Genomic DNA, 12,504 nt, shown 5'->3' with positions numbered 1-12,504 from the left:
CTCGAATCGATTCCCCTTCCCCATGCCGAGCTCAAAGCATTCATCGGGGTGTCCGTGCCCGGCTGGCGTCCCTGCGGCAACAGGGATCGCGCTGCGTCGCGGACGCTCAGGCGATCTCTGGCGGCGCGGGCGCCTCGGGCACGGCCTTCTTCGCCTTCTTCACCCTGGCCGCGGCGGCGCGCGGGACATGGAGCTCGTCCAGATAGCCGAACACCTGGGCATCGAGGTCGGGCGGCAGCTTCGGGTTGTGCTCTACCTCGTCGGCGATCCCCGCCCGCAGGCGGGAGAGGAGGCCTATCGTGGCGGCGCGGAGCGCGCCCGCGCCCTTGCGCGAGGTCTCCTTCATGTCGGCGCGATCGCTGAGCATGGAGTGGAGCCGCTCGCCGGCGTCGAGGAAGCCGCTGATCCAGTGATGGAGGGTCTCTCCGCCGGCGGCGGGGAAGCGCTCGAGATCCGCCTTGTGCTGCTTGAGGATCTTCTTGCGCTCGATGGCCGCCCTGGCCTCATCCGCGTAGCTCGCCTTGAGCTCGGACAGGGCAGGGATGAACGCGCGGCGGATCCGCATCGCAGCGGCGACCGTCTCCGCCGAGACCTGCGGGTGCCGCAGATAAGCCTCGGTCATGTACCAGACCGCCTTGCCGAAGCCATCATGCTCCACGTCGGTCTCCTCGAGCTCCGCCGCGAGGGCCTTCCCTCCGATCACGACGGGAGGAAGGGCGGAGATCTCCTCCAGCTTCCTCGCGAGCATCGGCTCGTAGGTCTTGCCGGAGCTGGAGCGCAGGAGCGCCGGTTTGCGCTTGTCGAACAGGTCGGTGAGCCCGAGCTTCAAATCGGACAGCGTGAGTAGTTGCATCCGATCGAGGGTAGAAAGGCGAGCAGGAAGGTCAAGCCGCCCCGGCCGTCGGAACAGTGCCGCTCGGGCGGCGAGGCGCGGGCGTCGCACCGACCATCCCTGATGCCCCGGCGGCGAGGCGCGGGCGCTGCGCCGACCATCCCTGATGCCCCGGCGGCGAGGCGCGGGCGTCGCGCCGACCATCCCTGATGCCCCGCCGGCGAGGCGCAGGCGTCGCGCCGACCACCGCTGATGCCCCGCCGGCGAGGCGCGGGCGTCGCGCCGACCATCCCTGCTGCCGCGGCGGCGAGGCGAACAGACCGGAGCCACGACGGCGATCCGCAGGGCGCCGAGAAGGGACATCATGAGTCTTCCAGGACACGCCCAGGACACGAGGCCCACCTCCGCCCTGTGATACCCTCGCAACGCGCCATGGCCCCCTACCGATCGTCCCGCGAGGACCGCGCCGCGCCGAAGGCGCCGCCCCCAGGCCCCGTGGCCGACATGGTGCAGCAGTTCGCCGACCCCTACGCCTTCCTCCGCGAGCTCGTGCAGAACGGCATGGACGCCGGCGCGCGGAAGATCGCCGTGCGCGTCGAGACGCTGCCCGGCGCCTGCGCCACCTCGGTCACCGACGACGGGAGCGGCATGCGCCGCGAGGACATCGAAGGTCCGCTCCTCACCCTCTTCAGCTCGTCCAAGGAAGGCGACCCCAGCAAGATCGGCAAATACGGCGTCGGCTTCGTCTCCGTGTTCGCCATCCAGCCAGAGCAGGTCGACGTGGAGACGTGGCGCGACGGACAGGCCTGGCGCCTCCGCCTGCGCAGCGACACGAGCTACGAGCTCGAGGACGCCGGCCCCCGCCAGGGCAGCGGCACCCGCGTGACCCTGATCCAGCGGCTCAGCCGCGAGGCGTTCGTGGAGCACGCGCGGCGCGCCCGCGCGGCGCTCCGCCGCTGGTGCCGCCACGCCGAGTGCGAGATCGCCCTCAGCATCGCCGACCACGAAGGGAACGCGCGCGCATGCGTCGAGCGCGTCGACGCCCCGCTCTCCGTCGCAGCGCCCGTGTCCGTCACCGCCGTCGAGGACGACACCACCGTCGTGGTCGGCCCCTCCGCCGGCGCCCAGCACCTCCCACCCCCCGCCGGCGGCGAGCCCGCCGCCGAGCAGGGCCAGAGCTTCGCCGGCTTCTACAACCGCGGCCTCACCCTGTTCGAGACGACCGACGAGCTCTTCGGCGGGCTGTCGGGCGTGCGGTTCAAGGTGATGAGCCCCCACCTCCAGCACACCCTGAGCCGCGACAACGTGCGCCGCGACGACGCCTTCTGGGAGGCGCTCGCCCGCGTGCGCGAGCTCGTCAAAGGGCCGCTCCGCCGCGAGCTCGCCGCCCGCCTCCCGAGGGCCGCGGCGAGCGCCGCCGCCAGCGAGGGCGCCGCCGCCACGTACGCGGCGCTGCTCGAGGCGGCGCTGTCGCCGCCGACCGCGCTCGATCCCGACGAGATCCCGTTCCCGCTCGCGAGCCCCGTCGCCGGCGACCGGGCGCGCGCCGGCCTGCGGGCGCTCGCGCCAGGGCGCGAGCCGCTGCTCGTCGCCGATCGGGCCGACGCGCTGACCGAGGCCATGGCGCAGGGCGGCCTGCCCGTCGTGCTGTGCAACCACCCCGCCACCATCGCGCTGCTCAAGCGGTGCTTCCCGGCGGCGCGCATCGAGCACGCGCGCGCGGCCTACCTGCTCGTGCGCGAGGCGCCCGAGAGCGCCCGCGCGGCCGACGCGCCGCTGCTCCAGGTGGTCGAAGGCGCGCTCGCCCGCGCCCGGCATAGGGTCGCCCGGGTGAGCCTCTGCCAGATCCAGGGCGCCCTCCGCGAGCGCGGCGCGATCCTCCTGCCCGCCCGCGAGCGCGGCGGGCCCGAGCGGAGCTGCCACGCCGCGCGCGACGTGGTGCGGCGCGCGGCGCGCTTCCGGCCAGGGCACGCCCTCTACCTCAACGTCGAGAGCGACACCGTGGCGCTCGCCCGCAGGCGCGCCGCCGTCGATCCCGTGACCGCCGGCAACCTGCTCGCCCGCGCGCTGCTCGTCGAGGCCAGGGGGCCGCTCGATCCCGACGACAGCGACCGGCTCCTCGACCTCGCCGCGAGCCCGCCGCCGCTCGCGCGCGCGCCGAGGGGGCTCCCGCGGTGAGCCGGGTCGTCGCCCGCGGCGCCATCCGCGTCGATGCCCGCCGCGCCGTCCAGAAGCTCCGGGAACACCTGCTCGTCGACCTGGACCTCTACCTGCTCGAGCTCGTCCGCGCCGCCGCGGCCGGCGGCGCGACGCGGATCGACCTCGAGTACGACGCCGACGACGTGGCCGTGACCTTCGACGGTGCGCCGCCCGACGCGCCCGTCCTCACGCGCCTGCTCGACCACGTGCTCAACGCCGCGCCCGACGCGCCGTCCCGGAGGCTCCGGCTGCTCGCGCTCGGCGTGAACGCGGCGCTCGGGCTGCGCCCCGCGCGCGTCGACCTGATCACGACCGGCCGCGGGCCGTCCGGCGAGGCCCCCGGGGCGACCTGCACGCGCGTGCGCTTCACGCCCGCCCTGCTCGAGGCGCCTGCCGACGCGCTCGCGCCGGCCGCCGCCCCCGCCTGCGACGAGGTGCCGAGGCCGCCCGGGATGCCCGCGGCCGGGCTGCGCGTCGAGGTGCGGCGGCGGCTCGGATGGTCGGTGCTGCGCCGGGCGATCACCGGCGACACCCCGCCGGAGCTCGCCCACCTGGCCGCGGCCACCGCCGACTTCCCGATCCCGATCACCCTCGCCGGCCAGCCGCTCCGCCGCGCCCTCCCGGGCGGCCAGCCGGCGGCGCTCGTGCGCGTGCCGTTCCACGTGCACGGCGCGCGCCGCGCCGCGCTCGAGATCGTCGCGCCCCGCGACCTCGCGGCCGCGCCGGCCACGGCCACGCCCCTGCCCACGCCGCCCTCGTCGCCCCTCCCCAGCGCGCTCTCCCCCCTCCCCGCCTTCTTCCCCCTTCCCCCCCTCTCCGGCCACCCCGCCGTCGACTACCTCGAGCACGGCGTGCGGCTCGTCCGCGAGCGCTTCCACTTCGAGCCGCGGTTCCCCTCGGCGCCCTACCAGGGCGTCGAGCTCCCGGTCCGCCTCGTCGTCGACGCAGACGAGCTGCCCACCAACGCGTCGCGCTCGGCGCTGCGCGAGGACGCGCCCCTCGGCGCGCGCCTGCGCGAGGCGGCGAGCGGCGCGCTGCTCGACGCGCTCGCGGCGCTCACCGCCGTCGCCCGCGGCGAGGGCGCCGTCCCCGAGGGCGCGCTCGTCCTCGACGCGGACCGCGGCCGGATCGAGGACGCGCTCGCGGCCTTCGCATGCGTCGCGACGGGGGCGGCGCGCGCGGGCGGGAGGCTGCCGCCGGAGGCGCAGGCCGCGCGCGAGCTCCCGCTGCTCCGCGACGGGCACGGGCGGCCGGTGTCGCTCGCGTCGCTCGACGCGCGCGACGCGTCGCCCCTGTTCCTCCATCGCGGCGACGCGCGGCTCCCGGAGGAGCTCTCCCCCTGGGCCCACGACGTGATCTGGAGCCGCGGGGGGCTCGCCGAGCGCGCGCTCGCCGGGCTCCCGCTCGCCGACACCGAGGCGATGCTCGAGCAGGCGAAGCTCGGCGCCGGGCGCCGCAGGGCGTTCCTGCTGCACGCGACCGGCGAGCCGGTGGTGCCGCCCTCGCCCGAGCACGCCTTCCGCGCCGCCTTCCACGTGGACGAGGGGCCGCTCGACGGCCTGCGCGGCGAGCTCGCCGTCTTCGCCGACGGCGGCGAGGCCCAGCGCGGCGCCGAGGTCCGGGTGTTCGTGGACGGGCGGCACCTCGAGACCGTGGCGCTCGACCCCGCCGCCGTCCCCCTGCCCGTCGAGATCGCGCTCGCGTGGGACGGGCGCGTGCGGCCGCGGTTCGGGTACGACGGCGTGGAGCGCGACGCGCGCTTCTTCCGCGCGGTCCGCCACGCGCTCGGCGTCGCGCTCGCCGCGGCCGACGCCGAGGCGCGGCGGCTCTTCGGGCCGAGGGCCGCGCACCAGGGCGCGCCCCCGCCCGAGCGCGAGCTCGCCCGCCTGAGGGGCCCGCTGCGCGCCGCGATCGGCGCGCTGTACTGCGCGCCGCCGCGCCTCGGCGCGCCCGGCGGCATGCAGGGGCGCCGGGGCAAGGCGGGGCGGCGCGGCGGCGACGAGCTCGCGCCGTCGCGCCTCGGCGGCCTCCTGGAGGCGCGGCTCTGGCCGCTGCACGGGTCGAGCCGGTTCGTGAGCCTGAAAGGCCTCGCCGCGCTCGCGCGGCCGACGCGCGGCCTCTGCGCCGCGCCGCCCGAGGCGCGGGGGCGCGCGGCCGACCGGCGGCCCGTGCTCGCCGCCTCGCAGCGCGAGCTCGACTGGCTCGCCGCCGCGCTCCCGGGGTGCGAGCTCGTCCCCTACACGCCGGGGCTCTTCGGCGAGGACGAGCTCGCGGCGCGCGGCCCGGCGCGGCGGCGCGCGCTCGCGGCGTCGCTGGAGAAGCTCGCGCCGAAGGGCGCCGCGGGCGCGCCGGTCCTCGAGGTCGCCGGCGCCGGCTTCCTCGCCCTCGCCGCGCCCAGCGACGCGATGGTCGAGGTGTGGCACCACGCGTCGCAGCCGCTCGCCACCCTGAAGGCCGCGCCGCTCCTCGGCCCCGCCCACGTCGCGATCGACGACGACACGGCGGTGCCGAACCGGGCGTGGAACGGGGTCCTGTCGCCCCGCAACGACGCCGCGGTCCACGAGGTCGAGCGCGCGCTCTGCGAGGCGATCGTCGCCGCGCTGGAGGGCGACGCGGCGGCGCGCGCGCGGCTCGGGCTGCGGGACGATCCGCTCCGCCACGGCGGCAGGCCGGGCGCGATCCTCGTCGCCTACCTCCTCGACAGCGCGCGGGCGCTCGCGGAGCTGGCCCGGAGCGCGCCGGTCGAGGCGGCTGGAGGCGGGCTCGCGGCGCGCATCCGGCGCCTGCCGCTGCTCGCGATGCTCGACGCGCGCGGCCAGGAGGTCGCGTGCTCGCTCGAGGCCCTCGACCGGGCGCACCCGTCGCCGGGGCCGATCCCGGTGCTCGACGAGGCGCCCGGCTTCGAGACGCTCGCCTGGCGCCCCCTCGTCGTCCGCGACCTGCGCGAGCGCGCGGCGCTCCTGCGGTGGGCCGGCGGCCGCGTCCTGCCGGCGGCCGGCGCGGCGCCGGCGCGGCGGCTCCGCGCCGCCATCGAGCAGAACCTCCGCAGGCGCGCCGAGGGGACGCGAGAGACGCAAGAGACGGAGCAGACGCAAGAGGAGCGCCCGGCGCGCGGCGCGGGCGCGCCGCTCGCGCTGCCGGGCGCGCCGGCGCACCCGCGCCTCCGGGTGAGCCCCGCGGCGCTCGGCGTGCGCGATCTCGAGGGCGAGGTCGAGATCGTCGAGGGGCCGGCGTCGGACGCCCGCCTCGTCGGCCCGGGCGGCGAGGAGCGGCGCGTCGAGGTGGATCTGCCGATCCCGCTGCGCATCGTGGCGCGCGCCTCCGCCGCGGACCCGCCGAGGGACGAGGTGCTCGCGCTGCTGACGCGCCTCGCGAAGGGCGCGGGCCGCTACCTGATCTCGCTCGCGCCCCACTTCGACGAGCTGCCGCCGTTCGTCCGGGGCCACGCGCGCCGCGCGGTCCTGCGCACGCTCGCCCAGGGCAAGCGCGTGGTCGCGGGCGCCGCGAGCGCGCCGCTCTTCCCCGACATCGAGGGGACCCTCTGGTCGCTCGACGAGCTCCGGCTCAACCCGCGCGCCATGTGGCTGTGCACCTCGACGCCGCCGCCCTACCCGACGCAGCGCTACGAGCGGCCGGTGCTCGCGCTGAGCACGCCCGAGCGGCTGCAGCTCGCGACGGCGGTGCTCGTCAAGGACATCACCGACGTCGTGGCGCGCGATCGCGCGACCGAGGAGCGCCTCGCGGCGCCGCCGCTCGCCGTCGTCGGCCTCGACGACGCGGCGCGCGCGGCGTGCTTCGCCGCCTTCCCCTTCGCCCAGCAGGAGGGCGCGCCGCCGGCGCACGGCGAGATCGGCCTGCTCGCCCCGGAGCACGCCGGCGCGGCCGGGATCGCGGTGCACGTCGGGCGGCGCCCGCTCTGCGCGATCGACGCCGGCGACGGGTGGCCGCTGTGCGCGGCCGTCAACGACGACGCGCTCGAGCCGAACCGCGCCTTCGACGGGCTCAAGGCGAGCGCGGACGCGGCGAGGCTCCGGCAGGCGGTGCGCGACGCCGCGGGCCGGTGGCTGCGCGGCCGGCTCGCGCCGCCCGGGGACGCGCTCGCGACGCGGTGGATCGACGCCGCGACGGGCGGGCCCCGGCCGCTGTTCGTGACCGGCGCGCTCTGGCTGCCGGCGCGGTGGCCCCGCGCGCCGCGGGTGCTCGTCGGCGCGCCCTCCGCGGCGATCTTCGACGAGGGCCGCGGCGCAGGCGAGGGCCGCGGCGCAGGCGAGGGCCGCGGCGCAGGCGAGGGCCGCGGCGCCGACGAGGGCCGCGGCGCAGGCGAGGGCCGCGGCGCAGGCGAGGGCTTCACGCCGCGCGCGCTGCTCTCCGGGGCGGGCGCCGGCGGCGTGATCGGGCTCGCGCCGGTCGAGGGGATGCTCCTCGTGTGGCCGATCCACGCGGCGCCGTGGGAGGCGGTCGCGGAGCTCGCGATGGCGGCGGCGGCCTCGATGGCGGCCGAGCTCTCGGACGAGGCGGCCGCCGCGCCGTACCTGTGGAACCTGCACCTGCTCGGCCGCCTCTCCGGCGGCAGGCTCGCCGCGCGGACCGCCGGCGGGGAGGCCGTCGGCCCGGCGGCGATCCGCGCGGAGCTCGCGGCGCGCGGCTGCCTGTGGATCACCGACGGCCGCGGGAGCGCGGACGGCGATTTCCCGGAGGGGACGCCGGCGTTCGTGCTGCTCGACGACGGCTCGCCGCTCGTCGAGGTGCTGCGCCACCGGGCCGCCCCGGGCGCGCTGCGCGAGCTCGGGGCGCCCGCGGCGCCGCCGCCGTCGGCCCGCGCCGGCGCCGGCGCGGCGGAGGTCGGGGTCGCCGCCGGGCCGTCGTCTCCGCGGCGGGCGCCGCGGCGCCCGCGAGCTCGCGCGGCGCGCGGGCCGCTGCGGGCGCGCCCGGCGGCGAGGCGGCCGCGATCGCCGAAGCGCCGCCGAGCTCCCGCGGCGCGCTCGGCGGCGAGGCGGCCGCGATCGCCGAAGCGCCGCCGAGCTCCCGCGGCGCGCCCGGCGGCGAGGCGGCCGCGATCGCCGAAGCGCCGCCGAGCTCCCGCGGCGTGCCGCCGAGCTCCCGCGGCGCGCCCGACTCGAGCCGCGCGCGCGCGTGGGTCGGCGCGCTGTGGCGCAGCGTGCGCGGCCTCATCGGCGGCGAGGCGGCGGCGCTGGCCGGCGCCTCGCCCGAGCGGCGCGGCGCGGCGGCCGAGAGCCCGCTCGCGGCCGCGCTCGGCGAGGCCATCGCCAGGATGGGCCTCGCGGGGTCCCCGGTCCGCGCCGTCGTCGAGAGCCGCTCGGGGAGGCCGGTCCGTTACGACGCGAGCCGGTGCCACGTCGTCGTCAACACCGAGCACGAGGCGCTCGCGTGGCTGCGCGGGCGCGGCGCGCCCGATCCCGCGGCCGTCGCGCTGCTGGCGGCGGCCGCCGTCGGCGAGGTGAACCGCGCGCTGAAGTCGGTCACCGACGCGGAGGAGCGCCGGGCGCTCGAGCACCTGCTGCGCTGGATGGGGTAGCGCGCCCCCGCCGGCGGGGCCGCCGCCAGCGGGACAGGGAGGAGGCCGGCGCCGGCGCGGCAGAGCCCGCCCCGCGCCTCCGCCGCGCGTTGCCCGCGCGCCGCCGGGACGCAAAGCTTCCCCCGTGGACACCGTCTTCACCGTCGGCCACGGCACCCGCAGCGTGGAGGAGCTCGTCGAGCTGCTCGGCGAGGGGCCGGCCGACACGCTGATCGACGTCCGGAGGTTCCCGGGATCCAGCCGGTCGCCGCACCTCGGCCGCGCCGCGCTGGCCGAGGCGCTGCCGCCGCTCGGGGTGACCTACGTGTTCCGCGGCGACGCGCTGGGCGGCCGGCGGACCGGGCGGGACGGCTCGCCCCACGTCGCCTGGGAGAACCCGAGCTTCCGGGCCTACGCCGACCACATGGAGACGGCCGAGTTCCAGCGCGCGCTCGCCGAGGTGGAGGCGGAAGCCCGGGCCGGACGGCGCATGGCCGTCATGTGCGCCGAGACGCTCTGGTGGCGCTGCCACCGCCGCCTCATCGCCGACGCCCTCGTGGCGCGCGGCATCGCGGTCGTCCACCTGCTCGGCCCCGGCGCGCGGGCCTCGCACGCGCTGAGCCCCGCGGCGCGGATCGACCGCGCCGGCCGCCTCGTCTACGACGTCGGCGCCCAGCGCGCGCTGCCGCTCGGCGGCGCCGAGCGCGCCCCCGCGCCGGACCGGCCCGCGCGCCCGCGCCGCGCGCGATGATCCGCGGGCCGCGCCGCGCCGCCGGGTGCATCCGCCCCGGGTCCTGTGCTCCACTGCGGCCATGACCCAGGGCGCCGCGGCGCGAATGACCGAGAAGATTGCCACGGTGCTCGCCGGCCGCGAGCCGAGCCTGCCTGCCCGCGCCGGCGAGGCGCTCGCGCGCTGGCTCGAGCTCGTCCAGGGGTGGAACGCGAAGGTCGATCTGACGGCCGCGCGGAGCGCCGACGAGCTCGCCGACCTGATGCTCGCGGACGCGCGCCTCCTCTCGGAGCACGTCCCCGAGGGGCGGCGCGTGGTCGACGTCGGCACCGGGGCCGGCGCGCCCGGGCTGCCGCTCGCGCTGCTGCGGCCGGATCTGGACGTGACCCTGGTCGAGCCCCTGCAAAAGCGCGTCGCGTTCCTGCGGACCGCGATAGGCACGCTGGTGCAAGAAGGCGAGCTCAAGAAGGCGCCCCGGGTCGAGCGCGCGCGCGGCGAGGACCTCGTGCGGGCGGGGAGGTCGTTCGAGGTGGCGATCTCCCGCGCGACGCTCGCGCCGGACGCGTGGCTGCCCCTCGGCGCGGCGCTCACCGCGCGCGAGCCGGCAGAGCGGCGCGAAGCCTGGGTCCTGCTCGCCCGCGACGAGCCGCCTGCGCACGCCGGCTGGGCGCCCGCGATCGATCTCCGGTATCGCTGGCCGCTCACCGGCGCCGAACGACGGGCAGTGCGGTATGTGCCAGAAGCCACCAAGAATGCCTGATCGCCCGGTCGGGCGCTCCCTGAGAACGTCGCCAGTCGCGCCGATTGCGTTGCTGCCGGCGGCCGCACCGCGGAGCGTCGTCCGCTTTTGCGGAGGCTCCATTTCGCGCGCTTCGCGGTTCCCAGGTATGGCGGAGCCTCACCGATTCCGTTACTGTCCGGAAACCACATGCAGGCGCCCGACCTGGGCAGCGCCTCTTGGCTCCGGAGACAGGCATGAAAATCCAACGCATTTCGGCGGTTTTGCTGACCGCGGTCGCCACCTCGGCAGGATTCATCGGTTGTGGCTCTGACGATCCGGACGACGGCGCTGGCGGGACCGGGGCCTCGGGCTCGGCCTCGTCCTCGTCGTCGACCACGGGCGCCGTCGCCGTGAGCACCAGCAGCGGCGGCTCGCAGCTCGCGAAGTTCCTCGGCACCGCGTGCGAAGCGGACGCCGACTGCGGGCCGGAGGGCATCTGCTTTCTGGAGTCGTCCACCGACTTCTTCGGCGGCGGCCCTTCGGGCGGGTACTGCACGAAGCCGTGCGGCGGAGACGACGATTGCGAGGGGGAAGGCAGCGCGTGCATCGGCGACCTCTGCCTGCTCGGCTGCATTCCGGGCGATCCCCCGTTCACGAACGGCGACTCGAGCGTCGATCCGGACAAGTGCCAGGGGCGCGAGGAGCTGCGCTGTGAGAGCTTCCAGGGGGCGACGGTCTGCTTGCCGGGCTGCGGCGCGGACGTCCAGTGCACCGACCGCGTGTGCGACCCCCGCAATAGCGTCTGCGTCGACGAGGCGCACACGGGGCTGCCCAACGGCGCCCAGTGCGAGCTGGACGAGGACGGCAACGATCCCTGCGCCGGGTGGTGCGTCGGCATCACCGACGAAGTCGCCATGTGCGCCGAGCTCTGCGGGCTCAATGGCGATCCCGCGCTCGACTGCGGAGGTCCGCAGAAGGGCGCCTGCGCTTACCCGCTCGAGCGGGACGGCGGTCCGGGCGACGTCGGGCTCTGCGTCAATGCGTGCAAGGCCCACAGCGACTGCTTCCTGCCGCTCTTCTCTTGCGAGAACATCGGCACGGCGACGAACGTCGTGGGCTTCTGCCTCTTCGGGCCGGCCGAGTGCGAGGACGTCGGGGAGGAGTGCGATGATGGGACCGTCTGCAGCGAGACGCCGGACGGCCTCTTCTGCCTCGATCCGGCCTTCCCGCTGGACGACGCCGGCACGGGCGGCGCCGGCGGCGGTGGTGGCGCCGGCGGCGGTGGTGGCGCCGGCGGCGGTGGTGGCGCCGGCGGCGACGGCGGCGGTGGTGGCGCCGGCGGTGAGGGCGGCGCGGGCGCTACGACGAGCGCTACGAGCGGCACCGGCGCGGCCGGCGGCGCCGGCGGTGAGGGCGGCGCGGGCGCTACGACGAGCGCTACGAGCGGCACCGGCGCGGCCGGCGGCACCGGCGGCGAGGGCGGCACGGGCGCTACCGGCGGAACCGGCGGCGCGGGCGGCGCGGGCGGCACGGGCGCTACCGGCGGAACCGGCGGCGCGGGCGGCACCGGCGCTGCCGGCGGCGCGGGCGGTGCTGGCGGCGCTGGCGGCGCCTGATCGCCAAGTCACCCGGACCCGGGCCTCTGCTCCCATCGAGCGCCGCGGGCACCGCGGATGAGGCCCTCCGGTCCACCCGCTTTCTCCAGCTCCTCGAACTCCCCTCCTCTCGTCGCGTCACCCTCTCTGCACCATCAAGGTCGAGCGCCGGGCTCGAACAGGAGGGGAAGACGGGAAGAAACGCCCGCGACGCTTCCCCCTCCTCTCCTTCCACGTCCATTTCTCCGCGCAGATTGCGCCTCTCGGCGCGAGCACCACGAGGCGCGCCGTCTCACGCGGGGCAGATCGCCACACGAGACGATCGGCGTGTCGCGCCGGCCGCCCTCCGGGGCCGCGCGCCGACGCGCGCCGCGCCGGCACCCTGTTTGCTCATGCGCCATGCGGCCAGGAGGACCGCATGAACAAGCTCGCTCTTCTCACCTCGGCCGCCGCCGTGGCGGTCGCGACATTGGGTTTCACCGGAGCCGCGCACGCTCAGGAAAGGACGCGCGACACGGTCACCATCACCGATTCCGTGCCGAACCGCGGGCTCATCTGGAGCGGCGTCGCCGTGCTCGGCACCACGTACGGGATCTCGACCGTCGTGGCGACGTTCAGCGACAAGCCCGCGGACCGCGCGCTCTGGGTGCCCATCGCGGGGCCCTGGATCGATCTCGGGTCGCGCGGCAAGTGCGGCGGCGATCGGGCGTGCAACACCGAGGCGACCAACAAGGTGCTTCTCGTGGCCGACGGGCTCGGTCAGGCCATCGGCGCGCTGCAGATCCTGAGCGGCTTCATCTTCCCGGCGAAGCGCACGGTGACCGAGGTCGGGAGCGTGCAGATCATCCCCATGGGCAAGGGGCTCGCCGCCAGGACGGTGTTCTGAGCCGAGATGGGACGTCGTGAGCCCGC

7 protein-coding genes are annotated in these 12,504 nt (G+C 77.3%); 6 read left to right on the top strand and 1 reads right to left on the bottom strand.

Going from position 1 to position 12,504, the window contains the following annotated elements; translation table 11 throughout:
• Positions 1-106 precede the first annotated feature (106 nt).
• On the bottom strand, positions 107-853 hold the full coding sequence (locus tag NQZ70_RS49730; RefSeq protein ID WP_129580484.1) for a hypothetical protein: 747 nt from the start codon (positions 851-853) through the stop codon (positions 107-109).
• A 411-nt stretch (positions 854-1,264) separates the two neighbouring features.
• Between NQZ70_RS49730 and NQZ70_RS49725 the strand changes: the two genes are divergently transcribed.
• The 6 genes from NQZ70_RS49725 (at position 1,265) to NQZ70_RS49700 (ending at position 12,478) form a co-directional block, all read left to right on the top strand.
• Entirely contained in the window at positions 1,265-3,010 is a 1,746-nt protein-coding gene (locus tag NQZ70_RS49725; RefSeq protein ID WP_237244771.1) for an ATP-binding protein, read from the top strand.
• Entirely contained in the window at positions 3,007-8,493 is a 5,487-nt protein-coding gene (locus NQZ70_RS49720; RefSeq protein ID WP_272827253.1) for a hypothetical protein, read from the top strand. Before NQZ70_RS49725 ends, NQZ70_RS49720 begins: the two co-directional genes overlap by 4 nt.
• A gap of 198 nt (positions 8,494-8,691) precedes the next feature.
• The gene (locus NQZ70_RS49715) at positions 8,692-9,297 is read left to right on the top strand and encodes a DUF488 family protein (RefSeq protein WP_129580482.1); all 606 of its coding nucleotides are present in this window, start codon (positions 8,692-8,694) and stop codon (positions 9,295-9,297) included.
• An 85-nt stretch (positions 9,298-9,382) separates the two neighbouring features.
• Complete coding sequence (locus NQZ70_RS49710) at positions 9,383-10,036, top strand: 16S rRNA (guanine(527)-N(7))-methyltransferase RsmG (protein ID WP_207217678.1); 654 nt, start codon at positions 9,383-9,385, stop codon at positions 10,034-10,036.
• 215 nt (positions 10,037-10,251) lie between these two features.
• Positions 10,252-11,613, top strand: a complete 1,362-nt coding sequence (locus NQZ70_RS49705) for a hypothetical protein (protein ID WP_165374565.1) — start codon at positions 10,252-10,254, stop codon at positions 11,611-11,613.
• A 397-nt stretch (positions 11,614-12,010) separates the two neighbouring features.
• Positions 12,011-12,478 carry a hypothetical protein gene (locus tag NQZ70_RS49700; RefSeq protein WP_129580480.1) on the top strand — a complete coding sequence of 156 codons (468 nt, stop codon included), beginning with the start codon at positions 12,011-12,013 and terminating at the stop codon, positions 12,476-12,478.
• Positions 12,479-12,504: the final 26 nt, after the last annotated feature.

Origin of the sequence: Sorangium sp. So ce836 (assembly GCF_028553905.1) — a bacterium.
In the GTDB taxonomy this organism is placed as follows: domain Bacteria; phylum Myxococcota_A; class Polyangia; order Polyangiales; family Polyangiaceae; genus Sorangium; species Sorangium cellulosum_D.
Note: the sequence above shows the minus strand (reverse complement) of the source record. Positions and strands in the feature narration are given on the sequence as shown.

Coding starts and splice junctions, on each gene's coding strand:
- NQZ70_RS49730 (WP_129580484.1), bottom strand. CDS start 853: ATGCAACTACTCACGCTGTCCGATTTGAAGCTCGGGCTCACCGACCTG.
- NQZ70_RS49725 (WP_237244771.1), top strand. CDS start 1,265: ATGGCCCCCTACCGATCGTCCCGCGAGGACCGCGCCGCGCCGAAGGCG.
- NQZ70_RS49710 (WP_207217678.1), top strand. CDS start 9,383: ATGACCGAGAAGATTGCCACGGTGCTCGCCGGCCGCGAGCCGAGCCTG.
- NQZ70_RS49705 (WP_165374565.1), top strand. CDS start 10,252: ATGAAAATCCAACGCATTTCGGCGGTTTTGCTGACCGCGGTCGCCACC.
- NQZ70_RS49700 (WP_129580480.1), top strand. CDS start 12,011: ATGAACAAGCTCGCTCTTCTCACCTCGGCCGCCGCCGTGGCGGTCGCG.